Genomic DNA, 24,847 nt, shown 5'->3' with positions numbered 1-24,847 from the left:
AGAGACCACGCTCAAGGAGACGAAAGTCCCCCAGATCGTGTCGGCATGTCAATCACCGCCGCCCCGACACACCGCGGCCCGACGATCCCATCGAGTCACCGACGGGACGTCAAGGGCGCGCCGGACACGGGTGCTTGGCATCAACTGTCCAGCCGGGAACGACAGCGGGCCCGGGGCGCCCGGAGGAGACGATCGCTTTGCAGAGAGCTCTATGCAGAGGATCCTCTGCGATTTACGATGCGGAGATGCCCGACGCACCCGAACCCACCCCTCCCCCGCCGCTGCCCGGCCCCGCCCGGCGGCTGGACGCCCACAGCCTGCGGGGGCTGGCCCATCCGTTGCGGATGCGCCTGTACGAGCTGCTCAGCCTCGACGGTCCGGCCACCGCCACCCTGCTCGCCCAGCGGCTCGGCGAGAACACCGGCACCGTCAGCTGGCATCTGCGCCATCTCGCCGAGCACGGCTTCATCGAGGACGACACCGCCCGGGGGACCAAGCGCGAGCGGTGGTGGCGGAGGGCGGGAGTCATCAACGATCTGCGGATCGCCGATTTCCGCGACGATCCCGATGCCCACGGGGCGCTGTCGGTCTTTCTGCGCGAGCTGGTGAACCAGTACTTCAACCGGGTCATGACCTACGTCGGCGAGGACTGGGACGAGCGGTGGCGGAACGCGGGCACCGTCTCCGACTGGCGTGACCTGCGGCTGACTCCCGACCGACTCAGGGCGCTCAACATGGAGTTGATGGAGGTCATCGCCCGTCACACCCCCGGCCCGGACACCGAGCCCGACTCGGAGGCACGGCCGGTCGTCGTACAGCTCCAGTCCTTCCCCCGCAAGGAGCGAGACTCCGCATGAGCCGACCCGAACGCGGTGGCCTGCTGCGCCGCCACCGCGACTTCCGCCTGCTGTGGTGCGGTGAGACGGCCGGTACCTTCGGCGCGTCCGCCACCGCGGTGGCGATGCCGCTGATCGCTGTCTCCACCCTGCACGCCAGCACCTTCCAGATCGGTCTGCTGACCGCCGCGTCCTGGATACCCTGGCTGGTCATCGGACTGCCGGTGGGCGTCTGGGTGGACCGGCTGCCCCGCAGGCCCATCATGCTCACGGCCTCCGCCGTCTCATGCGCGCTGTTCGCGAGTGTTCCGCTCGCCACCTGGTGCGGTCTGCTGAGCACCGGCCTGCTGCTGGCCGTCGCCCTTCTCATGGGCACGGCCGCGGTGTTCTTCCAGACCGCCTACCGCACCTACCTCCCGGGGCTGCTGGACCCCGACGACCAGCCCGAGGGCAACGCCGCCCTGCACGGCAGCGCCTCCGCCGCGCAGATCGCGGGACAGGGTTCGGCCGGTGTGCTCGCCCAGTGGGCGGGCTCGGTGAACGGCATGCTCACCAACGCCGCCGCCTTCTTCGCCACCTTCTTCAGTCTCCATGCCATCCGCCACCGCGAACCGGCCGCCACGATCGCGGCGCGTCCGCGGGGGGCGCTGGGCGAGGAGGTCGGCGAGGGGCTGCGGCTGATCGCCCGTGACCCGTGGTTCCGTACCTTCGCGCTGTTCTCCGCCGCGTCCAACCTCGCCCTCGTGGGATACCAGTCGATACGGGTGGTCTTCCTGGTCCGGACCGTGGGACTGACCCCGGGGACGGTGGGCGCGCTCATCGCCGCCGTCAGCACCGGAGGTGTCGCCGGGGCGCTGCTGGCGCGCCGGGTGGGCGCCCGGATCGGCACCGCCCGCGCCACCCTGGTGTTCGAAGTGGGCCTGGCCGGGTGTGCGCTGCTGATCCCGCTGACCGTCGCGGGACCCGCGGTCCTGCTCTTTGTGACGGGCGGCTTCTGTGTCTCGCTGGGCGTGGTGGCGGGCAATGTGATCAAGGCGAGTTTCCAGCAGCGCTACTGCCCGCCGGAGCTGCTCGGCCGGCTCACCGCCAGCTCGGCGTTCATCAGCTACGGCACGATCCCGCTCGGCGCGCTGCTCGGCGGTGCGCTCGGTACCGCGTTCGGTGTGCGCGCGGCGATGTGGATCACCACGGCGGGGATTCCGCTGGCCGGCTTGATCCTGCTGCGCTCCCCCGTCCGGTGGTCCCGTGATCTGCCCACGGCCCGGCCGACGGACGAGGCGGCGGAGACCCGGGTGGCGCCGCCCGCCGGCTGAGATGCCGCCGATGGCGCACCAGGGGTCGCCGTGTGCCGCCCGCCCCGGCAGGCTGGGAAGGTAGTTCACGGCCGTATCAGGAGCCCGTGTGTACAGGTCGGCTGAGGCACCCCCGCCCCGGAGCGAGCCGTGAGACGGCCGGGCCATGGCACAGCCGCCCACGGCACACGCCGCGAGGCGCCACGTCTGAACGACGGTCGTCTGGGGATCCCCTCTCCCCCGGCCTGGATGCGCTGGCTGCCGGTCTTCTATGTCGCGGTCATCCTGGCGGTCGAGCCCCTCACCCCCGTGGAGTGGCCGGTGAGCTTCCTGCTCATCGCGCTGCCCGTGGTGGCCGCGTTCAGCCATGGCCCGGTCGCCGTGGCCGCCATCACGGTGTTCACCGTCACCTTCGAGGGCGTGCTCGCGGGCACGCCATGCTGCGCGGGCCGCAGTGTGGGCTACCTCTGGGACCGCCACTACGTGGCCATCTACGTCGCCACGGCCCTGGTCGGCGCCCTCGGCACCGCGCTGGCGGCATACCGGAAGCGTCAGGAAGTCCATCTGATGCACGCCAGCTCGGTGGCCGAGGCCCTGATGCGCACCCTGCTGCGGCCACTGCCGCATGAGGTGGGGCATGTGCTGGTGGCCGCGCTCTACTGTCCCGCCGAGGCGGGCACCATGATCGGCGGGGATCTCTTCGACATCCGCGCCACCCGGCACGGTGAGCGGGCCATCATCGGCGACGTGCGCGGCAAGGGGCTCCAGGCGGTGCGCACCGTGGCCGATGTGCTCGGCAGCTTCCGCCAGACCGTCTACGACCCCGGGGACCTGCTCGTGGTGGCCAACCGGCTGGAGAACCGGATGGCCAGCGAAGCCGCGGACATCCCCGACGACGAGCTGTTCGTCACCGCCGCGCTGATCGAGTACGACCCGGTGGCCCACCGGGTGACGATCGTGAACTTCGGCCATATCGAGCCGGTCCTGATCTCGGGCGGTGAGGTGACCACGCTGACCGGCACCCCGTGCCTCCCCCTCGGCCTGGGCACTCTGGCCGATGCACCGCCCGTCGCCGCCGAGTACCGGCTGCTGCGCGGCGATGTCCTGCTGATGTGCACCGACGGGCTGATCGAGGCCCGTGACGCGGACGGGAACTTCTACCCCCTGCTGAGCCGACTGCGCGACCGGTTCGCGGGCCGCCCGGCCCCGGACCCCCTCGATGTCGTCAGCTTCCTCAACACCGATCTGCCGCGCCACGCGCAGACGCTCCACGACGACGTCGCCGTGCTCGCCATCGCCCCGCACGGACGGCTCTGACGCTCCGGCCGCGCGGTGTGCCGCCCGCCCGCCTGACGCCCGCCCGCCGGACGGCCAGCCGTCAGGCGGCCACCGGCAGCTCCGCCCAGCGGGTCACCCCGGAGCACCCCACCCGGGTGCCGTGGCAGGACGACAGCGCGGCGACGATGCCGACACCACGGCCGTGCTCATCCGGCTCGATCTCCTCGTCGATCCGCTCCTCCCGGGGCACCGGGCCGCCGTCGGTGACCTCGATGCGCAGGATGCGGCAGCCGCCGTCGGTATCGCTCGCGCGCAGTCGCAGCACGGCCGGGGGAAGGGCGTGCAGCACCGCGTTGGTGATCAGCTCGGAGATCACCATGAGGGCGTCATCGAGGCATGCGTCGGGCAGGTCCCACTCGTCCAGCAGCAGCCGGGCCCGGCGCCGTACGGTGGCGACGGCCTCGTGGATATGCGGCACCGGCAGATGGTGGTCGGCACGGTGGTCGACATGGCCGACCGGCGCACCCTCGGCGGGGCCGAACCGGCCGCCGCCGGGCACGGTCCCCCGCGCGGTGGCTCCGCGCGTCCGGGCTCCGCTACGCGGCGCCGGTGTCTCCGTATGCGCGGTGGGTGCCACGAAGCCGAACACCTGGGGAGCGCCCCAGTCCCCCGCTTCCACCTGGGGAACCCCTGCCGCATGGGGATCAGTCAGCGGTGCGTCGCCGACCGTCGGAAAATTCAGCGGATCCGCCACTTCTCCTCCTCCGGGTGGTCTGCCGGGCACTCCTCTGTCGCGCGCCCAGTGGTTCTGGCTGTCGGTCTCCGGCCGAATAGTGGCCGACACCGCTGCCCCGGATGCCGGGGCTGTCCTGATACGGACGCTATGGGCGCACAGGGGCGTGGTCAACGAATCCCGGTCGGCATTACCGAACGTTCTCGTACAACGCTGAATAATCGTAGAAAAGCGCAGTTAAGGGCTGTGCAGGATGAATGCCCCTACATGGGATATCACTGGTCAACAAGCTAGGAGCGGGGACATAGAGCTACGATCGCGACATGGCCGGCCCGGTGCAGTCGATCGAGCGGGCGGCGGCGATCCTGCGGCTGCTCGCCCAGGGCTCGGGACGGCTCGGCCTGGGCGAGGTGGCGGCCGCGCTGGGCCTGGCGAAGGGCACCGCGCACGGCATCCTGCGCACCCTTCAGAGCGTGGACTTCGTCGAGCAGGACAAGGAAACCGGCAAGTATCAGCTCGGCGCCGCCCTGCTCCATCTGGGAACCAGCTACCTCGACATCAACGAGCTGCGCTCCCGCTCCATCAACTGGGCCGACGCACTCGCCGCACGCAGCGGTGAGGCGGTACGGCTCGGCGTGCCCCTCGAGGGCAAGGTACTCATCGTCCACCACGTCTTCCGTCCCGATGACACATTTCAGACCCTGGACGTGGGATCCCTGCTGCCCCTGCACGCCAGCGCCCTGGGCAAGGTCCTGCTGGCGTACGGGGCGACACCCCTGGAGCCGGTTATGGAAGCAGAACCCGAGGGCTACACCCGGCACACCCCCGTCTCCCCCCAACAGCTGGGCAGAGCGCTCGGCGAGGTCCGGGAGGCCGGATGGGCGGCCGCGGTCCAAGAAATGATCATGGGTGAGGCCGATATCGCGGCACCGATCCGCGGCCAGGGCGGCCTGGTCGTCGGCGCCATCGGGGTGTCCGGCTCCGTGGAACGCCTCTGCGACAGCAAGGGACGGCCGAACCCCCCGCTCATCGGCCTGGTGCGGGACGCCGCCCGGGCCGTCTCCCGGGATCTCGGCGCGGCCCGCTGGTGATCCCCATGCCCTGCTCGAAACCGCGCGAAGGCAGGCCCGGCCATGGTTGAACGCTATGTGCTCTCCATCGACCAGGGCACCACCTCGACCCGGTGCATCCTCTTCGACCACCAGGGACGTCTGGTCTCCGTAGCGCAGCGGGAACACCAGCAGTACTTCACCCAGCCGGGCCGGGTGGAACATGACGCCACCGAGATCTGGGCCAATCTCCAGCGGATCGTGCCCCGGGCGCTCGGCAACGCCGGTATCGGCCCCGACCAGGTGGTGGCGATCGGTATCGCCAACCAGCGCGAGACCACGGTGGTCTGGGACCGCGCCACCGGTGTCCCCATCGGCAACGCGATCACCTGGCAGGACACCCGCACCGACGCCCTGGTCGGCCAGTTGCGGCGGACCACCGGTGACGACTTCTTCCTCGACCGCTGCGGTCTGTCGCCCGCGACCTACTTCTCCGCACCGCGGATCCGCTGGCTGTTCGACCACGTCGGCGGTCTGCACGAGCGTGCGGAACGCGGTGAGGTGCTGTTCGGCACCGTGGAGAGCTGGCTGATCTGGAACCTCACCGGTGGGCCGGACGGCGGACTGCACATCACCGACGCCACCAATGCCAGCCGCACCATGCTGATGAACATCCGCACGCTGAGCTGGGACGACGAGCTGCTGAGCTACTTCGGGGTGCCGCGTGCGATGCTGCCGGAGATCCGCCCGTCCGCCGAGCGCTACGGCGTGGCCCGGGCGCTGCTGCCGCATGTGCGCATCGGTGCCGCCCTCGGCGATCAGCAGGCCGCGCTCTTCGGGCAGACCTGTTTCGCCACGGGGGAGGCGAAGTGCACCTACGGAACCGGCAGCTTCCTGCTGATGAACACCGGCACCAGTCCGGTGCGATCACGGCACGGGCTGCTCACCACCGTGGGCTACAAGATCGGGGACGAGCCGACGGTCTACGCCCTGGAGGGGCCGATCGCGGTGACCGGTTCGCTGGTGCAGTGGTTCCGGGACCGGCTGGGGCTGATCCACAGCGCCGCGGAGATCGAGACCCTCGCCCGGACCGTCGAGGACAACGGCGGCTGCTACATCGTGCCCGCGTTCTCCGGGCTCTTCGCCCCGCACTGGCGCAGCGACGCCCGCGGCGTCATCGTCGGCCTCACCTCGTACATCACCAAGGGCCATCTCGCCCGCGCCGTACTGGAGGCCACCGGCTGGCAGACCCGCGAGGTCATCGACGCCATGAACGCCGACTCGCCCGAGCCGCTGAAGGCCCTGAAGGTCGACGGCGGGATGACGGCCGACAACCTGCTGATGCAGTTCGTGGCCGATGTGCTCGATGTGCCGGTGGTGCGCCCCATGGTGTCCGAGACCGTCTCGCTGGGCGCGGCCTACGCCGCGGGCCTGGCCGTCGGCTACTGGCCGGACCTCGAGGGGCTCCGCCGCAACTGGCACCGGGCCGGTCAGTGGCTGCCCACGATGGATCCGGCACACCGGGAGGCGGAGTACACGAACTGGCGCCGCGCGGTGGAGCGTTCCCTCGGCTGGCTGCGATAGCGGCGCAGGCGCCGGTGGTGGGCACGGAGCCGGCCCCTCGGTGATGAAGGACCGGCCCCGTGGAAGCTGATCCGCCGGACCGGGTGACTCCTGGTGTCCCGTCCCCGCCGATCAGGCGGCTCCACCGGCCCGCATTCTGGACCGGAAGAGCCTGGCCATCGCGTTCCCCCGGGGGCTCCGTCGACAGCTTGCGCAGCGGGTACCCACCGGTGCGCGGTTTACGTCCGCCCGATCCGGAGTTCCCCCTGGGGCGCGGGGTTTCACTCCTCGACGACGAGCGCCGGGGTCTCCCGGGTGAGGACGTCGCCGCGGAAGAAGGCCGGGCTGCGGCGGTTCATCGCCGCCATCAGGACCGCCCCGAGGAGCAGCAGTCCGACCCCGATCAGGAAGACGCTGCCGACGCCGAACACCGCGCTGCCGGAGCCGTACGCCGGGTTCCACATATCGAGAAGCGTCTTGGCGAAGACGGCGGTCAGCAGGGCGCCGCCCACCACCGGGAGCAGCCCCTTGGACACGAAGCCGCGTACGTCGCGGACGAGGTCGCGGCGGAAGTACCAGGCGCAGGCGAAGGCGGTGAGCGCGTAGTAGAAGCAGATCATGAGGCCCAGCGCGTAGATGGTGTCCACCAGGACGTTCTTGCTGAGCAGGGTCATCACCGTATAGAAGACGCCGGTCGCCACGCCCGCGGCGACGGTGGCGCGGCCCGGGGTGCGGAAGCGGGGGTGCACCCGGGCGAAGGAGGCGGGCATGGCCCCGTAGGTGCTCATCGCGAGGACGGTGCGGGCCACCGGGAGGAAGGTGGTCTGGAGGCTGGCCGCGGCGCTGGCCAGGACGGCGACGAACAGCAGCACCCCGAAAGGGCCCATGACCGGCTCGGCGAGGGCGGCGAACACGTTGTCGTTGGTCTCGGGGTTGCCGAGGCCGACGCCCCGGTCGCCGACGCCCGTGTACATCTGGGCGGCGACGGCGGTCACCAGATAGGAGCCGACGAGGACGACCATCGAGATCAGCGCGGCCCGGCCGGGGGTCCGGTCGCTGCCGCGGGTCTCCTCGTTCACGGTGAGACAGGCGTCCCAGCCCCAGTACATGAAGATCGACAGGGACAGCCCCGCGGTGAAGGCGGCGAAGGACGTCACGGAGAACGGGTCCACCCAGGTCCAGGAGAAGTGCGCGGCGCCACCGACCTCCCCGGACTTGGCGAACGCCATGACGACGAAGCCCACGAGCACCGCCATCTGGAGACCGACCAGGGCGTACTGGAACCACTTGGTGGTGGTGATGCCGCGGTAGCTCACCGCGGTCGCGACGGCGACCAGGGCGAGCACGGTCAGCACATGGGGCACGGTCTCGTCGCCGATGGCGGCGACCCGCTCGCTTCCGGTGATGTCGCCGAGGAGCAGATAGAGGAACGAGGTGGCGACGCCCGCCAGGTTCGAGAGCACGATGATCGTCGCGATCACCAGCCCCCAGCCGCACATCCACCCGATCCGCGGTCCGAACGCCTTCACCGTCCAGGTGAAGGACGTACCGCAGTCGGGCATCGCCCGGTTCAGCTCCCGATAGGCGAAGGCGACCAGCAGCATCGGCAGGAAGCCCGCGAGGAAGACGGCGGGCATCTGGAGCCCCACCTCGCCCGCGGTGGGGCCGAGCGTGCTGGTGAGGCAGTACACCGGGGCGACGGTGGACAGCCCGATCACCGCGCTGCCGAGCAGTCCGACGGAGTTGCCGCTGAGTCCCTTGGCCGTGACGCCCTCGGAACGGGTGGCGCTCTGTTCCTCGTTCCGGGGCCGTGTCGGCGTGTGGAGTTGAACCATGCCCCGAAGCCTAAATCCTGCTATTTCCGCACTCAGTGCGATATCAGGAGCCGCTTCAACCTTGAATACGTCAGCATTCTGAGCCGCCGACCCTCAACACGCAAACCAGATCCACCTTGTGGACAACTAAAAGAAAGGCAGGCGTTGCCCGGAGGGGTATACGGGAACCGAAGCGGTGTCCGATATGGGGAGATGAAAATTTTCCCGCGATCCTCCACGGCTCCCCGCGGCACACCACGGCTCTCCCCGACTTCCCCGCGGGAGCTCAGCGGCCGCGCGGGGCGTACATGATCACGGCCACTCCGGCGAGGCACACCAGGGCGCCGATCACATCGAACCGGTCCGGCCGGTAGCCGTCGGCGACCACGCCCCAGGCCAGCGATCCGGCCACGAAGACCCCGCCGTACGCGGCGAGGATGCGCCCGAACTCGGCGTCCGGCTGGAGGGTGGCCACGAAGCCGTACAGCCCGAGGGCGATCACCCCGGCGCCGATCCAGATCCAGCCCCGGTGTTCCCGTACCCCCTGCCACACCAGCCAGGCACCGCCGATCTCGAAGAGGGCGGCGACCACGAACAGGGCGATGGAGCGGGCGATGAGCACGGTGCGGGCTCTCTCTCGGACGGACGGACGCACGCGGGTAGCCGCGCCCGGCCGGTGGCCCGGGCACGCACCGACCGTAGACCGTCCGCGCGGAGGGGCGGCCGTATCCCCGCCCCTCCGCCGCGCCCTACAGCCCGACGTCGCGACTGCGGAAGTCCGCCAGCGACTCGCGCCGCACCAGCAGCCGGGCGTGGCCGTCGGCCACGGCGACCACGGGCGGCCGGCCGACCAGGTTGTACCCGGAGGCCATGGACAGGTGGTAAGCGCCCGCCACCGGCACCGCGAGCAGATCGCCGGGGTGGACATCGGCGGGCAGCTCGGCCCCGCCTGCGAGGACGTCACCGGCCTCGCAGTGGCGCCCGGCCACCGTGACCGGGGCCAGCGGCGCCGAGGAACACCGGCCGACCAGCCGGGGCGCGTAGCGCACCCCGTACAGCGCGGGCCGGGGGTTGTCGCTCATCCCGCCGTCCACGGCGATGAAGGTGTGCTCCCCGGTGCGCTTGACGGCCAGCACCCGGTAGAGCGCGACACCCGCCGGTCCCACCACCGCGCGCCCCGGTTCGATCACCAGCCGCGGTACCGGGAGCCCGGCCGCCGCACAGCCCTCGGCCAGCTCGGCCCGGACCCGCCCGGCCAGGGCGGTGATATCGAGCACGGGCTCACCGGGCCGGTAGGCGATGCCGTGGCCGCCGCCGAGGTCCAGTTCGGGGAGGACCACCCCGTACAGCTCCCGGACCCGGGCCATCAGACCGACCATGCGACGCACCGCCGCCAGATAGGGCTTGACGGAGGTGATCTGGGAACCCAGATGGCAGTGCAGACCGACCAGTTCGAGCCGTGGCTGGTCCAGGATCCGCGCGATGGCGTGGTGCGCGGAGCCATCGGTGAGCGACAGGCCGAACTTCTGGTCCTCGGTGCCGGTGCGGATCTTGGCGTGGCCGCCCGCGGCGATCCCGGGCGCGACCCGCACCAGCACCTTCTGGCGGCTGCCCGCCGGTACGGCCACGGCCAGCCGGGCGATCTCCGAGGGGCTGTCGATCACGATGCGGCCGACGCCGAAGCGCAGCGCGGCCTCCAGGTCCTGCGGACTCTTGGCGTTGCCGTGCAGCACGATCCGGTCCGGCGGGAAACCGCTGGTGAACGCGAGCTCCAGCTCACCCGCCGAGCAGACGTCGAGCCCCAGGCCCTCGTCCTCCACCCAGTGGGCCATGGCGCGGCACAGGAACGCCTTGGCCGCGTAGAGGACGGATGAGCCGGGGAAGGCGCGCTGGTAGGCCCGGCAGCGGGCCCGTACCTCGGTCTCGTCGAGCAGATAGACCGGGGTGCCGAAGCGGTCGGCGATCTCGGTGAGCGAGACCCCGCTCACCGCCAGATCGCCGTGGGCGAGCCGGGTGGCCGAGGCCGGCCAGACGGTGAGCTCGTCGTCGGGGCCCGGTGCCGGCTGTCCGGTGTCCGGGAGCAGCGGTGTGACCATGGTGCGTCGTCCCCTCAGCCGATGCCGGTGCCGAGGGCTCCGGTGCCGCGTCCGGAGAACAGTGCGGCGAGGGTGACGCCCTGGGGGTCGCGGGGGCGCCGGATGCGCCGTTCCAGCGGCCGGGACGGCGGCAGACCACGGCCGCCCGCCACCCTCGGGTCGACGGTGAGGTCGGTGACGCCCAGCGGTTCGGTGAGGGCGCGCAGCGCCGGTTCGGCGAGCCTGATCCACTGCTGCCGGGAGCCGAGGACGGCCGCCAGCCGCCGCTGGCTGGAGAAGCCGACGGCGGTGCGGCCGCCGAGGGGGGTACGGAAGACCCGCACCGCGCAGCTGTCGGGTCCCGGCCGGACGGGAACGTAGAGCGGTCCGGCCGGGACCCGTTCTGAAGGTTCGGAATCGTCTCCGTACAGCAGCTCGGTCATGGCTGTCCTCCCTGGAGGAGTGGTGAGCGAACGGTGCGCGGCCACGGGCCGGATGGATCCGGGCGCGTCGGGCTGCTCATTCCCCCGGTCGGGGCACCGACGCCGTCCCTGACGCGACGCTGACGGGATTCAGTGGGGGGTTGACGCGATACTGGCGCGCCGAGGCCTTGGAACGCGGCCCGGTGCACGGTTCCGGGCGGTTCACCTCGGCGCGGGCGGCCGGGCGGTCAGCGGGGCCGGACGATCTCCAGTCCGGCCCGGGCCGCCGCCTCGAAGCCGTCGTCGACGGCGACGACGGCGCGTCCGGCGGCGTCCAGCAAGGAGGCGGCGATCGCCGCGCGCATCCCGCTCGCGCAGTGCACCCACACCACACCGGGCGGCACCCGCTCCATACCGTCGTGCAGCAGGTGGACGGGGAGGTGGACCGAGCCCTCGATGAAGCCGCGGGCACGTTCGGAGTCCCGGCGGACGTCGAGGACCACCAGCTCCTCGCCGCGGCGGCGCGCCGTGGCCAGGGCGGCGAAGGTGCTCCGGGGGAAGGAGCGGGGCCGCTCGCCCGCCCGGACCCAGGCGGTGGGGGCGCCGGTGGCGGCGGCGGCCGGGTGGTCGATGCCCACGCGGACCAGCTCGCGCTGGGCGGCGGCGATCTGTTCGGGGCTGTGCCCGAGCAGGGTCACGGGTTTGCCCCAGGGGATCAGCCAGGCCAGATAGGTGGCGGGCTGTCCGTCGCCCTCGAAGTTGAACGATCCGGCCAGATGCCCGGCGGCGAAGGCGACCCGGCCGCGGAGGTCCACCACCCACTCCCCCGCCGCGAGCCGCGCCGCGATCTCCTCGGGACCTGCCCGGTGCGGCGGGGTGAGGTCGACCGGGGCGGGTCCGGCGGCGTTGGCCGGGCCCATATGCGCGTAGTACGCGGGGACGTCGTCCAGCCCGGCCAGGGTTTCGGCGACGAAGGCGTCCACATCCTCGGTCAGCGCGTGGTTGCGCGCGCGTTCCCGGCCGATGGTGGTGGTCTCCCCGCTCGCTTGGGAGGAGGAGCAGAAACTGCCGAAGCCATGGGTGGGCAGCACCGGCACCTCGTCGTCGAGTTGGTCCGCCAGCCGGTGGGCCGAGGCGTACTGGGCGCGGGCCAGCGGCTCGGTGAGCCGGGGCTCGACGAGGTCGGGCCGGCCGACGGTGCCGATCAGCAGCGATCCGCCGGTGAACGCCGCGGCGGCGCGGCCGTCGTCCTCGACCACGTACGCGGTGTGGTGCGGGGTGTGGCCGGGGGTGGCCAGCGCCCGCAGCACCAGCCCGTCGTCGAGGGCGAGGGTGTCGCCGTCGGCGACCGGGACACGGTCGAAGGAGACCGAGGCGCGGGCGGGCACCAGATATCGGGCGCCGGTGACCCGGGCCAGTTCGAGACCGCCGCTGACGTAGTCGTTGTGCACGTGGGTCTCCGCCACATACGCGATCCGCACCCCGCGCCGGGCCGCGGCGGCGATCACCCGGTCGATATCGCGCGGCGGGTCCACCACCACCGCCCGGTGCTTCCCGCCGGCCAGATAACTGCGGTTGCCCAGGCCCTCGACGGCCAGGGTGTCCACGGCGAACATGTCGGCGGCTCCTTTCCGGACCGGGCCCCGGTGGGCGTCCGGCCCTCGGACGGCTCACCCGCCGGGTACCCGGTCCGACGGACTCCGTCACCACCCGCTCCGCCGGTGCGGCTCCGTGACGCCTCGGGGTGTGCGCGAGGCCGTGATCGGCCATCTCGGCACCGGGTGGCCGATCCCGGCCGGTCACTGGACCGGCGCGTCCGGCGGTGGCAGCCGGACGGTACGGTCCCGGTCGACGGACTCCACCCCGTCAACGGCCGCCAGCGCCGGGATCCGGTCCTCCTCGATGGTTCCGGAGAGCGAACCGAGCACCTCCTGCTCACCGGTGACGGTCAGCCCGGCCCGGCGCGCGGCGGCCACCACCTCGGCGAACCGGTCCGGGTCGACCGAGAGGATCACCCCGGCCCGGCGGGCCGGGGACGCCCCGTTCACGGGGCCTGGAGCAGACCCGAGCCGATGTCCGCCACAGGCTGCGGCAGCGGGTACGCGCCGGAGAGCAGCCGGGAACGGAGATCGGCCGCGGTGTCCTCGGGGTGGGCCTGGGCCATCAGCGCGAGCGCCCCGGCCACCTGCGGTGTGGCCATGCTGGTGCCGTTCAGTGTCTGGTACGTACCGTCCGGCGCGGCCGAGAAGATATCGACACCGGGCGCGGCCACGTTGACCTCGCCGCCCACGCCGTTGATGGCCCCGCAGGAGAACCAGGCGGTGGCCAGGTCCTTGCCGAGCGCGGCCACCGCGAGGATGGACGGGCAGTTGGCCGGGCGGCCCACCGCCGCGACGAACCGGGGACGGCGGCTCTCGTTGCCCGCCGCCGCCACGATCACCGTGCCGCGTTCGAGCGCGCGCAGCGCCACGTTCTCGTAGGTCTGCGGGAAGAGTTCGCCCGGCTCCACCGGAGCGCCCAGCGACATGGAGACCACCCGCGCGCCCTGGGAGACCGCCCAGGCCATGCCCGCGAGGATCTGTCCGTCGGTGCCCACACCACGGTCGCTGAGCACCTTTCCGGCCAGTACCCGGGCCTCGCCCGCCACCCCGTAGCGGGGCGCGTGCTCGGGTCCGGCCGGTCCGGCGGCGGTGCCGACGCAGTGGGTGCCATGGCCATTGCCGTCCTCCACGGTCTCTCCGGGCACGAACGAGGCGGTGGCCTCGAGGCAGCCGGTGAGATCCTGGTGGTCGGTGTCCACACCGGTGTCGAGGATGGCGATCTTGATATCCCGCCCGGTCAGGGTGGACCAGTTGGCCCGGGTCGCCTGGAGACCCCAGGTGGTGTTCTGCTCGTCCCAGGCGGGGCCGAGCGAGGCGGCGAGTTCGGCGCGGGCATGCCGGTCCACCTCGTCGTCATCGCTGCGGTAGGCCGGGAAGAAGCCGGTCAGCGTCGGATCGGGTTCGGTGATCACCGTGGCGTAGACCAGGCGTTCCGGTTCGGCCGCGATGATGCCGGGTTCCGCCTCGGCGGTGGTCACCAGCGCGTGGCGCTGGTCGGGGGATACCTCGACGACGGCGGTGGCGAGATCGTCGAAGAGCACCGAGGCGTCGGGGCGTTGGAGGAGTTCGGTGGCGTCCTCGGCCTCGGCTCCCCGGACCCGTTCGACGGACGCGATGCCGACCGAGGAGCGGAGGGCGTCGATACCGCGCTGGGTCTCCTGCTGGTCGAGCAGGACCACATAGCGGCCCGTGTACTCGGCGTTCCGATGTGTCAAGGGGGAATCGGCGCGCCCCGGCGGTTCACTGCCGAAGGGGTGCCTGCCCATGGGTCCGTTGGTCATCGCTGTCTCCGCTTCCTGTGCGCTTTCCCCGCCCGGAGGGGACGCGCCGATGCGCGGAGTGTTCAGAGAGCCGGGACCGGTGAGCGGTTCCGGCGGGAGAGCGGTTCTGCCGTGTACCGGCGCGTCGCCATCGGGTATGTGCGTGACCGCGTGTACGCGGAGCGCGTACGCGCGTGCTCGCCTGTATGCCCGGCCGTACTCCCGGAGGGCGCTGCGCTCCCGCAGGGCGCCGTGCTCGCGGAGGGCATGGCCGAGTACTTCTGCAACATCCCCTCTCCACCGTCCCTCCGGCCATGGGCGGCCGCAACTCGGCCGTCAACCCTCTGTCGCCACGACGCGCCGTCCACCACATCTCCGGCGAATCTGCCACCACGGGCGACCGGGTGCTGACAGACTGACGCGCCGATAGGTCGGCAGAAAGGCACTTCATGGACGTCAGCGCTCGTATCGAGGCCGTGTACGCGCAGGTGGTGGACCGCAACGCCGGTGAGGCGGAGTTCCACCAGGCGGCGCGTGAGGTGGTGCAGAGCCTCGGACCGGTGCTCACCGCACATCCGGAATACCTCGACTCGCGGATCCTCGAGCGGCTGTGCGAACCGGAGCGTCAGATCATCTTCCGGGTGCCCTGGGTGGACGACCAGGGAGATATCCAGGTCAACCGCGGTTTCCGGGTGGAGTTCAACAGCGCGCTGGGCCCGTACAAGGGGGGCTTGCGCTTCCACCCCAGCGTCAACCTGGGCATCGTGAAGTTCCTCGGCTTCGAGCAGATCTTCAAGAACGCGCTGACCGGGCTGTCGATCGGCGGTGGCAAGGGCGGCTCGGACTTCGACCCCAAGGGGCGTTCCTCGGCCGAGGTGATGCGGTTCTGCCAGTCGTTCATGACCGAGCTCCACCGCCACCTCGGTGAGCACACCGACGTACCGGCCGGGGACATCGGGGTGGGCGGCCGGGAGATCGGCTATCTCTTCGGCCAGTACAAGCGGCTGACCAACCGCTTCGAGGCGGGGGTGCTGACCGGTAAGCACACCGGCTGGGGCGGTTCCTACGCCCGCACCGAGGCCACCGGATACGGCACCGTCCACTTCGCCGAGGAGATGCTGCGCACCCGGGGCCGGGACTTCGACGAGCGGCGGGTGGTCGTCTCCGGGTCCGGCAATGTGGCCGTCTACGCCATCGAGAAGGTGCATGCCCTCGGCGGGCGGGTGGTGGCCTGCTCGGACTCCTCCGGCTATGTGGTCGACGAGGACGGTATCGATCTGGAACTCCTCAAGGAGATCAAGGAGGTCCGCCGGGGGCGGCTGTCCGCGTACGCGGAGGTCCGGCAGCGTGCCACCCACTCCCAGCGGGGTTCGGTCTTCGATGTGCCCTGCGATGTGGCGCTGCCCTGCGCCACCCAGAACGAGCTGGCCGAGGCGCAGGCCGTGGCGCTGGTGAAGAACGGTGTGCTGGCGGTGGCCGAGGGCGCGAACATGCCCTGCACCCCGGCCGCGGTGGACGTCCTGCGCGAGGCCGATGTGCTCTTCGGCCCCGGCAAGGCGGCCAACGCGGGCGGAGTGGCCACCTCGGCGCTGGAGATGCAGCAGAACGCCTCCCGCGACCGCTGGACCTTCGACCAGACAGCGGCCCGGCTGGGCTCGGTCATGACCGAGGTGCATGAGCTGTGCCGGAACACCGCGGCCCGCTTCGGCTCCCCCGACGACTACGTCCTGGGCGCGAACGTGGCGGGTTTCCTGCGGGTGGCGGAGGCCATGGAGGCGCACGGGGTCATCTGACCCACGCCGGGGTCGGCGGCCGCGACAGCGGCCGAGGCCCTCAACGCCTCCTGAACGCCTCACAGTTCTCCCCACCCACAGGTGTGGGCCGGGGCCGGGCGGCATACGATCCAGGGGTGGGCCGCCGCGATACGACGATCGCGCCCTGTAGTGGAGGAGAACACGACGTGACCGGTCACGGGGTAGCATCCCAGACGGCGAGCGGGCCCGAGCCGCCCAACAGCCCCATCAACCAGGGGCGTCCGCACAGCGCCCGGATGTACGACTACTTCCTGGGCGGCAAGGACAACTATGTCGCGGACCGGCAGGCCGCGGCGAAGGTGCTCACCCTGTGGCCGGGCGTCATGATCGCCGCCCGTACCAACCGCGCGTTCATGCAGCGCGCCACCCGCTATCTGGCGGCCGAGTGCGGTATCCGGCAGTTCCTCGACGTCGGCACCGGCGTGCCCACCAGCCCTAATCTGCACGAGGTCGCCCAGTCGGTCGCGCCGGAGTCACGGATCGTCTACGTCGACAACGACCCGATCGTGCTGGCCCACGCCCAGACGCTGCTCACCAGCCACCCCGAGGGCCGCACCGCCTATGTCGACGCCAATGTGACCGACCCCGAGACCATCCTCAACTCCCCGGAATGCACCGAGGTGCTGGACCTCTCCCAGCCGGTGGCGCTGAGCCTGTGCGCGTTGCTGCACTTCGTGCCGGACGAGTGGGAGCCCTATACGATCGTGCGGCGGCTGGTCGACGCGCTCGCGCCCGGTTCGTATCTGGTCCTGAGCCATATCACCCCGGACTTCGACCCGGTGGCGACCCAGCGGACCGTGGACGTCTACCACAGTGGCGGAATCAAGGGGCAGATCCGCAGCAAGGCGGAGGTGGAGAAGTTCTTCACCGGTCTCGAGCTGGTGGATCCCGGCGTCGAGGTGCCCCACCGCTGGCACGGCGACCTGACCAACGACCCCCGGACGAGCACCGGTGATGTCACCGACGAAGAGGTGTCCATGTGGGCCGGAGTCGCCCGTAAGCCCGCCTCCTGACACTGCACCACCACGGCCCCGCCCCACCGCGTACGGCGAGGCGGGGCACCGGACCGATCGGGCGCTGATGGCCACCCGGGCCGCGCGGGTTCAGGGCAGCAGCCGCCGCTCGTTGGCCACGGCCACGGCTCCCGCGCGGGTCTCCACCCCCAACTTGCCGTAGATACGGCCCAGATGGGTTTTGACGGTGGCCTCGCTGATGAACAGCGCACGGGCTATCTCCCGGTTGCCGAGGCCACGGGCGAGCTGGCGCAGGATGTCGCGTTCACGCTCGGAGAGGTCGGGGCGCGGGCTGCGCATCCGGGCCATCACCCGGTCGGCGACCGGCGGCGACAGCGCGGTACGGCCGGAGGCCGCGTCGTGGATCGCCGCGAACAACTCGTCCGGGCGCTCGGCCTTGAGCAGATAACCGGTGGCCCCCGCTTCGATGGCGCGGGCGATATCGGCGTCGGTGTCGAACATGGTGAGCACCAGGACACGTGGTGTGGCGGCGGCGCCCGCGCCGGCGTCTTCGGGCGGGGAGGTGAGACGGCGGGTCGCCGTCACACCGTCCATGCCGTCGCCGAGTTGCAGATCCATCAGCACCACATCGGGCCGGACCCGGGCGGCCACGGCGAGGGCCTCTTCACCGCTGCCCGCCTCGCCGACCACCTCGATGCCGTCGGTGCTCGCGAGCAGGGCGCGCAGCCCGGCCCGGACCACGGCGTGGTCATCGCAGAGCAACAGCCGTACGGGCGCGGCGGGTTCGGTCGGATGTGGGCTCAACGACGGGCCTTTCTCAGCGGGTGAGGACACGCCTGCTCAGGGCGCGAGGGGGACGGGAGGTGTCAGCGGAACGGACGCGGACACGACGGTGCCCTCGCCCGGTGTGGATTCGACGGTGAGGGCGCCGCCCGACTGCCGTGCCCGGACCCGCATGGCGGGCAGGCCATGGCCCCGGTCCCCGTCCGGCGCGGGGTGGCGGTCGGCGTCGAAGCCACGGCCGTTGTCGGCGATGTCCAGGGAGATCTGGTCGTCCAGGCAGGTCAGGGTGAGTGCGGCGCGGGTGGCCCAGGCGTGTTCGCGCACATTGGCCAGGGCGCCCTGGGCGATGCGCAGCAGCGCGGCCGCCACGCGCTCCGGCAGCGGCCCGGGGGCGCCGTCCAGCCGGAAGTCCACGGTGAGCCCTTCGCCGGACGCGCGCTCGGCGAGGGCGCGCAGCGCCTGGGCGAGGGTGCGCTCGGTGAGGTCCGCCGGGGCGAGGTCCTGGACGAACCGGCGGGCCTCGACGAGGTTGCGGGACGCGATCGCGGCCGCGTCCCGCACATGGCGCCGTGCGGTGTCCGGCTCCGCCGACCACATCCGGTCGGCGGCCTGCAACAGCATCCGCTGGCTGGACAGCCCCTGGGCCAAGGTGTCGTGGATCTCCGTGGACAGCCGCTGCCGCTCCGCCAGCACCCCCGCCCGCCGCTCCGTCGCGGCCAGCTCACGACGGGTGCGTACCAGGTCGTCGATGAGGACGCGCTGCCGGGCGGCCTGGCGTCGCAGATGGACCAGGACGGCGGTGGCGACCGTGGCGATGGCCAGCGGCGCCACCACCACATTGGGGTTGAGCGCGCCATGGCCACCGGGGCCGCCCCGCGCCACCCGCAGTTCGGAGGCCACGACCAGCACGGTGAGTGCGGCCGCCAGCGGCACCGCGGTGCGCGCGGGCAGCGCCTGCAACCCGGTGAAGAGCAGGGGCATCGCACACCATGTGGCGCTCGGGGCGAGCACCAGCAGTCCGCCCCACACCGTGCACACCGCCCCCAGCCAGACCAGATGGCGGGCGGTGGGCCGGGCGCCGGGCCGTGGCGCGGGGGCCAGCAGTCTGCCCAGGACGTAGAGCACCCCGAAGGCGGAGAACAGGGCGACCACCCAGGCCGTACGCGGCTGCCCCTGGTCACGGCTGAGGAAACGGACCAGCGAGGAGCCGAGCAGCAGCAGGAAGGCGGAGTCCATCACCGCCCTGAGCCACCGCCCGTCCGGATCGGGCGGTGGGGCGGCTGGAGTGGCGGTCGGTGTGGCGGGCTCGGTCGTGGGTGGCTCCCCGGCCGCCGTGGTCATGGGCCACTCCGTCGCTCCGGCCGACGGGACCGCTCCTGTCGACGGAGCCGCCCCGGTCGCCCCCGTCGCATGTCGTACCGCATCCCCGCCTCCTCGTCTCATCCGGCCACCGTAGGGCCATGGTCCGGCCGCCTCCGCAGCCAGTCCTAACGCGCCCGGCGCATATCCCGCATCATCCGATCGGTTGATACCGGGGTCCGCCGGACCGCGTGCGCACGGTGTCCGGTCCGCCGACGGCAGCGCGGCGCCACGGCACGGAGGCTGAGACCGAGGCCCGAACACCACCGCCACGAGCCGTAGCACCACGAGCCGTGGTACCACCGCCACGAGAGGACCCGCCGCCCATGCCCGCCAGGAACGTCACCGTCAACCGCGCATCGCTCGGCCATCGCATCGCCTACGCGCTGCGCCACCCCGACCGGGTTCCGCGCCATCTGGCCCGGGCCGCCCGGGACGCCTGGCTGCGGCACCGCTTCCCGGACCACGTCTCCTACTACCGCGCCGTGATGCGCTCCGACACCCGCGCCAACCCGGACGCCGCTGTGGGCAGTGCCACCCGTGAGCGGTGGCTCGCCCTGGGCGCCATGCAGTTCGACTACCTCATCGGCCACGGGCTCCGCCCCGAACACCGCATGCTGGAGATCGGCTGCGGGAATCTGCGGGCGGGCTGGCGGTTCATCCGGCATCTGGAACCCGGCCACTACTACGGGATCGACATCTCGCCCGACATCCTGGCCGCCGCGCAGGACACCGTGGTGCGGTCGGGGCTACAGGAGCGGGTGCCGCATCTGACCCCGGTCCGCGACCTCACCCTGCGGTTCCTGCCCGAGGCCCGGTTCGATGTCATCCACGCGCACAGTGTCTTCTCGCACTCTCCGCTGCCGGTCATCGAGGAGTGCCTGGCCAATGTGGGGCGGGTGATGGCGCCGGGCGGCTGGTTCGACTTCACCTTCGACCGCACCGAGGGCACGGAGCACCAAGTGTTGCGCGAGGACTTCTACTACCGCACGGAGACGCTCATCGCCCTCGCCGCGAAACACGGTCTGGAGGCTCGTTTCATGGACGACTGGGAGGCGATGCCGCACGGTCAGTCGAAGCTCCGGGTCACCCATGGCCCGGACACCGGACGGCAGTCGGAGTCCGGGGCCGAGCCCGGCTGATCCACCGACGCCTCGCCCGTGCGCTAGGTGATGGTGAGGGTGCGTTCGCCCTTGGCCAGGGAACTGTTTCCCGCGTACAGCCGGATCTCGCCCTTCTCCACCACGAAGTCGCCCTGGCGGTCATGGGTCCAGAAACCCAGCTCCTCGGCGCTGAGCCGGAAGCGCACGGTGGTGGACCTCCCGGCGCCGAGGGTGACCCGGCGGAAGCCGCACAGTCTGCGCACCGGCTGGACGATGCTGGCCACCGGATCGCGCAGATAGAGCTGGACGACCTCGTCTCCCGTACGCCGCCCGGTGTTGCGCACCGCCACCGCCACGTCGACGGTGTCGCCCGCGCGCAGGGCGTCGGCGGCGATCCGGCGCACCGAGAGCCTGGGCTCACCGACGTCGAAGGTGGTGTAGCTCAGACCGTAGCCGAACGCGAACTGCGGACCGTCGGGCAGATCCAGGTAGCGGGAGGTGTAGGGGTTGTGCGGGTCATAGGGGCGGCCGGTGTTCTCGTGGTTGTAGTAGACCGGGATCTGGCCGACCGCGCGCGGGAAGGACACCGGCAGTTTGCCACCGGGGTTCACCTTCCCGAACAGTACGTCCGCGATGGCGTGTCCGCCCTCGAGCCCCGGATGCCACGCCTCCAGCACGGCGGGCGCGGACTCCAGCCAGCCACCGATCGTCAGCGGACGCCCGTTGACCAGCACCACCACGAACGGCGCACCGGAGTCCGCGATGGCCTCGATCAGCTTCTCCTGTCTCCCGGGCAGGCTGATGTCGGCCCGTACGCTCGCCTCACCGCTGAGCTTCGCGCCTTCGCCGACGACCACGACCGTCACCTCGGCCGCCCTGGCGGCCGAGACCGCCTTGGCGATGCTGTCGCCGTTGTCCCTGCCCCGGGCGTCCACGCCCCGCACCGGGGTCACCTTGGCCTTCGGGACGGCGGCTTTGACCGCGTCGGCGACGGTGACCGGGCGGGGCGTCTCCGCCCAGGGCCCGGCCCAGGAGCCCTTGAGGTCCGGGGAGTCGCCGAACGGGCCGACCACGGCGATGGAGCGGACCGAGGTGCTCAGCGGAAGCGCCGACCTGTGGTTCCTGAGGAGCACCATGGACCGCGCGGCGGTTTCGCGCGCGGCCGACCGGGCGGCCTTGGTGGGTTCGGTGATGGCGGCGTCCTCGTCCACGTAGGGACGGCGGAAGAGGCCGAGCCGGAACTTCAGCCGCAGGATCCGCGCCACCGCGTCGTCCAGCCGCGCCATGGCGATCCTGCCGTTCCTGAGCAGCCGTTTGCCGTACTGGGCGAGCAGGGTGCTGGCCATCTCCATGTCCACACCGGCGTTGAACGCCAGCCGGGCCGCGTCGGCGCCGTCGGCCGCGAACCCGTGGACGGTCAGTTCCCGGATGGCGATGTAGTCGCTGACCACCACACCGTCGAATCGCCACTGCTCCTTGAGGATGTCGGTGAGCAGATGCCGGTTGGCGTGGGCCGGTACGCCGCTGACGGTGTTGAAGGCGGCCATCACGGTGGCCACTTCGGCCTCCACGGCCGCCGCGAACGGTCCGAGGTAGAGGTTGCGCAGCCGGGCCTCGGACACATCCACGCTGTTGTAGTCGCGCCCGCCCTCGGCACCCCCGTAGGCGGCCAGGTGTTTGGCGCAGGCCGCCACCCGGTCGTTGTCGGCGAGGTTGTCGCCCTGGTAGCCGCGGACCTTGGCCGCGCCCAACGCCGCCGTCAGATAGGGGTCTTCGCCGTTGCCCTCGGCGATCCGCCCCCAGCGCGGCTCATGGGTGACGTCCATCATCGGGGAGAACGCCCAGTGCACCCCGTTGGAACGGGCTTCCCGGGCGGATACCTCGGCGTCCCGCCCGGCCACAGCGGGGTCGAAGCTGGCCGCCTGGGCGAGCGGGATGGGAAACGTGGTCCACAGACCGTGGATCACATCGAGCCCGAAGACCAGGGGAATGCCAAGACGCGACTCCTCCACCGCGATCCGCTGCAACGCGTTGGTCTTCCGGGCCCCGTAGAGGTTGAGCACCGAGCCGAGCCTGCCCCTGCGCGCCGCCCGTACCGCTTCGGCGTTCTGCCCGCCACCGGGGCCCGTGTCGGCGCTCCAGGCGAGCTGCTGCAACTGCCCCAGCTTCTCGTCCACCGTCATCCGCCCGAGCAGTGCCCGCACTTGGGGCTCGTACGGTCCGGGGCGCTCCCGCTCCTGCCGCACACCGTCCGGCGCGCCGGGCGGGGGCTCCCCTCGCCGTAGACGGCCGACGGCTCCGCCCGCGGCGACGGTGCCGCCGAGCGCCCCGAGCACCGTACGTCTGCGCACACCATCCATGGTCTTCGCCTCGTGATGAGCATCGTGAAGAGCCCCGAGCGCATACCTCTCCCCCAGCGTAGAACGGCGGCACGCCGGGATATCGTGCGCGTATGACTGGGGAGGACGGGATACACCTGCCGCGCTTGCGGTTCCGGGACGTGGTGCTGCGCGGAGTGCTCTACGGGCTCGCCGCGATACCCCTCGTGGCCATCGGCTCGCTCGGGGTGAGCGACCACCATGAGCGGATGACGTTCCTGGCGGTCACCGGCGGGTTCGCGATGGTCGGCGGGGGCGTGTTCACGGTGGCGGGGCTGGGGCTGTGGGCCGCGTGCGGCGGTGACATCCGGCGCTGCCGCGACTGGCGCACCATCACGGGCCAGGCCGGCAGCGCCACGGTGGCGGCGCCGGTCCTGGTGCGGGTCGGTGTGCTCGCGCTGGTGCTGTTTCCCGGGGCATTCGGCCTCTACCACCTGGTGGACAGCGCCGATTACGACAGCTGGTTCCACGGCGGCTGACAACAGTCGGTGGCGGCGGTGACCACTGTCCGCACACATCCGGGGCAAAACCGGAAAATACGTGCGACAGCCCATGTGAGTGGGTAAGGAACCCCTGTGCCCCGCAAGACACGGCGCCGGGCCACCCTGGTGCTGGCCGTCCTGGTAGCCCTGGTGGCGACGCTGTTCGCCGCCGGGAGCGCCCGCGCCGCGACAGCCGCCGCGACGGACATGGACAAGATCGGCCGGGCGCTGCGCGGCAGCCCCGTGTACGTCGATCCCCGGGCCTCGGACGCGCTGAGCACCGGGCAGGCGCGGGCCCTCGCGAAGCACATCCGCGCCGCGGATGTGCCCGTCTATGTCGCCGTGCTGCCGGACGACCGCGCGTACGGCGGGGAGCGCGTCTTCTCGCGGCTGCGTGCGGCCGTGGACCGCCCCGGTGTGTACGCGGTGGCGCTCGGCTCCTCCTTCGGCGCCGCGTCCGACAGCTCGGTGCTGCCGGGCTCCACCTCCCAGGCGCTGGCCGAGCAGAATCTGCGCCGCCACCCCGATGACCTGCCGAAGGTGCTGGACGGCTTTGTGACGGATGTGGCCGCGGCCACCCATGGCGACGCTGCCCACCACGACCAGGGCGCCACGGACCCCGGCGGGGTGTCGGCGGGCAGCGCCCTGGTGCTGCTGATCATCCTGGTGGCGCTGGCCGGAAGCGCGCTGTTCGCCATGGGGCGCACCCGCAAGCGGCGCCGCGAGCGTGAGCGGGCCGAGCTGGACCAGGTGCGCGGTGCGGTCCAGGAGGACATCACCGCGTACGGCGAGAAGCTCACCGAGATCGGATTCACCCCGTCCGACCCGTCGTCCACCCCCGAGATGGTGGACGACTACGGTCGCGCGCTGGACGCGTACGAGGAGGCCAAGGCGAAGTCGGAGGCGGCACGGCGCCCCGAGGACGTACGGGCGGTGACCGAGGCGCTGGAGGACGGCCGCTTCTCGCTCGCGGTGCTGGACGCCCGCCGCGCGGGCACACCGCTTCCCGAGCGACGCCCGCCGTGCTTCTTCGATCCGCGCCACGGGCCGTCGGTCCGGGATGTCACCTGGGCCCCGGCGGGTGGCGCCGAGCGATCGGTGCCCGCGTGCGCCGCGGACGCCACGCGGATCGAGGACGGGCTCGAGCCGGACACCCGTACCGTCGCCGTCGGTGATGGACGCCGTCCCTACTGGGAGGCGGGCCCGGCCTACGCCCCGTGGGCGGGCGGGTACTTCGGCGGCTACGGCGCCGCGCTGCTCCCCGCGCTCCTCGTCGGCACGCTGCTGGGCGGGTCGCTCAGCCCCGGTTACGACGAGGCGGGCGCGTTCGGCGACGGCGGTGACTACGGCGGTTTCGGGGACGGCGGCGACTACGGCGACGGTGGCGGATTCGGCGGCGGTGACTTCGGGGGCGGTTTCGGCGGAGGCTTCGGCGACGTCTAGAGCCTGTCCGGCGGATCATTGTCACGGCAGGTCAGCCTTGATGATGATCCGCGGGACGCGGCTGGGGGTTGGTTGTCAGGTCATCGCG

The 24,847-nt window shown here is 71.8% G+C and carries 21 protein-coding genes; 10 read left to right on the top strand and 11 right to left on the bottom strand.

Annotated features, from left to right (window positions below; translation table 11 throughout):
• Positions 1-245 precede the first annotated feature (245 nt).
• From AB0C66_RS33370 to AB0C66_RS33360, 3 genes are all read left to right on the top strand, one after another.
• Positions 246-857 carry a helix-turn-helix domain-containing protein gene (locus tag AB0C66_RS33370; protein ID WP_362447371.1) on the top strand — a complete coding sequence of 204 codons (612 nt, stop codon included), beginning with the start codon at positions 246-248 and terminating at the stop codon, positions 855-857.
• Positions 854-2,149: an MFS transporter gene (locus tag AB0C66_RS33365; protein WP_362447368.1), complete on the top strand. Its 1,296-nt coding sequence runs from the start codon at positions 854-856 to the stop codon at positions 2,147-2,149. The genes AB0C66_RS33370 and AB0C66_RS33365 overlap by 4 nt, the downstream gene beginning before the upstream one ends.
• Positions 2,150-2,278: 129 nt before the next feature.
• On the top strand, positions 2,279-3,445 hold the full coding sequence (locus tag AB0C66_RS33360) for a PP2C family protein-serine/threonine phosphatase (RefSeq protein WP_362447365.1): 1,167 nt from the start codon (positions 2,279-2,281) through the stop codon (positions 3,443-3,445).
• Positions 3,446-3,506: 61 nt separating this feature from the next.
• Here the strand turns inward: AB0C66_RS33360 and AB0C66_RS33355 are convergent, their stop codons facing one another.
• Positions 3,507-4,160 carry an ATP-binding protein gene (locus AB0C66_RS33355; RefSeq protein ID WP_362447362.1) on the bottom strand — a complete coding sequence of 218 codons (654 nt, stop codon included), beginning with the start codon at positions 4,158-4,160 and terminating at the stop codon, positions 3,507-3,509.
• Positions 4,161-4,462: 302 nt separating this feature from the next.
• Here AB0C66_RS33355 and AB0C66_RS33350 point away from each other — a divergent pair, with 302 nt between their 5' ends.
• Entirely contained in the window at positions 4,463-5,230 is a 768-nt protein-coding gene (locus AB0C66_RS33350; RefSeq protein ID WP_362447359.1) for an IclR family transcriptional regulator, read from the top strand.
• Positions 5,231-5,272: 42 nt separating this feature from the next.
• A complete protein-coding gene (gene glpK / locus AB0C66_RS33345; protein WP_362447356.1) occupies positions 5,273-6,772 on the top strand; it encodes a glycerol kinase GlpK in 1,500 nt (499 codons plus the stop codon).
• Between the two features lie 260 nt (positions 6,773-7,032).
• Here the strand turns inward: glpK and AB0C66_RS33340 are convergent, their stop codons facing one another.
• The 7 genes from AB0C66_RS33340 to AB0C66_RS33310 form a co-directional block, all read right to left on the bottom strand.
• Positions 7,033-8,586, bottom strand: a complete 1,554-nt coding sequence (locus tag AB0C66_RS33340) for an APC family permease (RefSeq protein ID WP_362447353.1) — start codon at positions 8,584-8,586, stop codon at positions 7,033-7,035.
• A gap of 265 nt (positions 8,587-8,851) precedes the next feature.
• Positions 8,852-9,187 carry a YnfA family protein gene (locus AB0C66_RS33335; RefSeq protein ID WP_362447350.1) on the bottom strand — a complete coding sequence of 112 codons (336 nt, stop codon included), beginning with the start codon at positions 9,185-9,187 and terminating at the stop codon, positions 8,852-8,854.
• Between the two features lie 127 nt (positions 9,188-9,314).
• A complete protein-coding gene (gene lysA / locus AB0C66_RS33330; RefSeq protein ID WP_362447347.1) occupies positions 9,315-10,661 on the bottom strand; it encodes a diaminopimelate decarboxylase in 1,347 nt (448 codons plus the stop codon).
• 14 nt (positions 10,662-10,675) lie between these two features.
• Positions 10,676-11,083, bottom strand: a complete 408-nt coding sequence (locus AB0C66_RS33325) for an SAV_915 family protein (RefSeq protein ID WP_362447344.1) — start codon at positions 11,081-11,083, stop codon at positions 10,676-10,678.
• Between the two features lie 227 nt (positions 11,084-11,310).
• Complete coding sequence (locus AB0C66_RS33320) at positions 11,311-12,678, bottom strand: MBL fold metallo-hydrolase (RefSeq protein WP_362447341.1); 1,368 nt, start codon at positions 12,676-12,678, stop codon at positions 11,311-11,313.
• 183 nt (positions 12,679-12,861) lie between these two features.
• Complete coding sequence (locus AB0C66_RS33315; RefSeq protein ID WP_362447338.1) at positions 12,862-13,110, bottom strand: hypothetical protein; 249 nt, start codon at positions 13,108-13,110, stop codon at positions 12,862-12,864.
• On the bottom strand, positions 13,107-14,444 hold the full coding sequence (locus AB0C66_RS33310) for a S8 family serine peptidase (protein WP_362447335.1): 1,338 nt from the start codon (positions 14,442-14,444) through the stop codon (positions 13,107-13,109). Before AB0C66_RS33310 ends, AB0C66_RS33315 begins: the two co-directional genes overlap by 4 nt.
• A 428-nt stretch (positions 14,445-14,872) precedes the next feature.
• Here AB0C66_RS33310 and gdhA point away from each other — a divergent pair, with 428 nt between their 5' ends.
• Positions 14,873-16,216: an NADP-specific glutamate dehydrogenase gene (gdhA, locus tag AB0C66_RS33305; RefSeq protein WP_362447332.1), complete on the top strand. Its 1,344-nt coding sequence runs from the start codon at positions 14,873-14,875 to the stop codon at positions 16,214-16,216.
• 167 nt (positions 16,217-16,383) lie between these two features.
• Entirely contained in the window at positions 16,384-17,250 is an 867-nt protein-coding gene (locus tag AB0C66_RS33300) for an SAM-dependent methyltransferase (protein ID WP_362447329.1), read from the top strand.
• A gap of 90 nt (positions 17,251-17,340) precedes the next feature.
• On the opposite strand, the gene AB0C66_RS33295 is transcribed toward AB0C66_RS33300, so the two are convergent.
• Together AB0C66_RS33295 and AB0C66_RS33290 are read right to left on the bottom strand one after the other, a co-directional pair.
• The gene (locus AB0C66_RS33295; protein WP_362447326.1) at positions 17,341-18,015 is read right to left on the bottom strand and encodes a response regulator transcription factor; all 675 of its coding nucleotides are present in this window, start codon (positions 18,013-18,015) and stop codon (positions 17,341-17,343) included.
• A 36-nt stretch (positions 18,016-18,051) separates the two neighbouring features.
• Positions 18,052-19,230 carry a sensor histidine kinase gene (locus AB0C66_RS33290; protein WP_362447594.1) on the bottom strand — a complete coding sequence of 393 codons (1,179 nt, stop codon included), beginning with the start codon at positions 19,228-19,230 and terminating at the stop codon, positions 18,052-18,054.
• 449 nt (positions 19,231-19,679) lie between these two features.
• On the opposite strand from AB0C66_RS33290, the gene AB0C66_RS33285 reads away from it, so the two are divergent.
• Positions 19,680-20,495 carry a class I SAM-dependent methyltransferase gene (locus AB0C66_RS33285; RefSeq protein WP_362447323.1) on the top strand — a complete coding sequence of 272 codons (816 nt, stop codon included), beginning with the start codon at positions 19,680-19,682 and terminating at the stop codon, positions 20,493-20,495.
• Between the two features lie 23 nt (positions 20,496-20,518).
• On the opposite strand, the gene bglX is transcribed toward AB0C66_RS33285, so the two are convergent.
• Positions 20,519-22,816: a beta-glucosidase BglX gene (gene bglX / locus AB0C66_RS33280; RefSeq protein ID WP_362447320.1), complete on the bottom strand. Its 2,298-nt coding sequence runs from the start codon at positions 22,814-22,816 to the stop codon at positions 20,519-20,521.
• 92 nt (positions 22,817-22,908) lie between these two features.
• Here bglX and AB0C66_RS33275 point away from each other — a divergent pair, with 92 nt between their 5' ends.
• Both AB0C66_RS33275 and AB0C66_RS33270 read left to right on the top strand, forming a co-directional pair.
• Positions 22,909-23,313 (top strand): DUF6336 family protein, encoded by a 405-nt coding sequence (locus AB0C66_RS33275; protein WP_362447317.1) that lies wholly within the window; start codon positions 22,909-22,911, stop codon positions 23,311-23,313.
• Between the two features lie 96 nt (positions 23,314-23,409).
• Positions 23,410-24,759 (top strand): hypothetical protein, encoded by a 1,350-nt coding sequence (locus AB0C66_RS33270; protein WP_362447314.1) that lies wholly within the window; start codon positions 23,410-23,412, stop codon positions 24,757-24,759.
• Positions 24,760-24,847 lie beyond the last annotated feature (88 nt).

Source organism: Streptomyces sp. NPDC048636 (assembly GCF_040650655.1).
In the GTDB taxonomy this organism is placed as follows: Bacteria; Actinomycetota; Actinomycetes; order Streptomycetales; family Streptomycetaceae; genus Streptomyces.
This window is presented reverse-complemented; position numbering and strand designations above follow the sequence as displayed.

Excerpts from the sequence above, each read along its gene's own strand:
- AB0C66_RS33350 (WP_362447359.1), top strand. The coding sequence starts at position 4,463 with ATGGCCGGCCCGGTGCAGTCGATCGAGCGGGCGGCGGCGATCCTGCGG.
- AB0C66_RS33290 (WP_362447594.1), bottom strand. The coding sequence starts at position 19,230 with ATGGACTCCGCCTTCCTGCTGCTGCTCGGCTCCTCGCTGGTCCGTTTC.
- AB0C66_RS33320 (WP_362447341.1), bottom strand. The coding sequence starts at position 12,678 with ATGTTCGCCGTGGACACCCTGGCCGTCGAGGGCCTGGGCAACCGCAGT.
- glpK (WP_362447356.1), top strand. The coding sequence starts at position 5,273 with ATGGTTGAACGCTATGTGCTCTCCATCGACCAGGGCACCACCTCGACC.
- bglX (WP_362447320.1), bottom strand. The coding sequence starts at position 22,816 with ATGGATGGTGTGCGCAGACGTACGGTGCTCGGGGCGCTCGGCGGCACC.
- AB0C66_RS33310 (WP_362447335.1), bottom strand. The coding sequence starts at position 14,444 with ATGACCAACGGACCCATGGGCAGGCACCCCTTCGGCAGTGAACCGCCG.
- AB0C66_RS33365 (WP_362447368.1), top strand. The coding sequence starts at position 854 with ATGAGCCGACCCGAACGCGGTGGCCTGCTGCGCCGCCACCGCGACTTC.
- AB0C66_RS33340 (WP_362447353.1), bottom strand. The coding sequence starts at position 8,586 with ATGGTTCAACTCCACACGCCGACACGGCCCCGGAACGAGGAACAGAGC.
- AB0C66_RS33325 (WP_362447344.1), bottom strand. The coding sequence starts at position 11,083 with ATGACCGAGCTGCTGTACGGAGACGATTCCGAACCTTCAGAACGGGTC.
- gdhA (WP_362447332.1), top strand. The coding sequence starts at position 14,873 with ATGGACGTCAGCGCTCGTATCGAGGCCGTGTACGCGCAGGTGGTGGAC.
- lysA (WP_362447347.1), bottom strand. The coding sequence starts at position 10,661 with ATGGTCACACCGCTGCTCCCGGACACCGGACAGCCGGCACCGGGCCCC.
- AB0C66_RS33285 (WP_362447323.1), top strand. The coding sequence starts at position 19,680 with ATGCCCGCCAGGAACGTCACCGTCAACCGCGCATCGCTCGGCCATCGC.
- AB0C66_RS33370 (WP_362447371.1), top strand. The coding sequence starts at position 246 with ATGCCCGACGCACCCGAACCCACCCCTCCCCCGCCGCTGCCCGGCCCC.
- AB0C66_RS33275 (WP_362447317.1), top strand. The coding sequence starts at position 22,909 with ATGACTGGGGAGGACGGGATACACCTGCCGCGCTTGCGGTTCCGGGAC.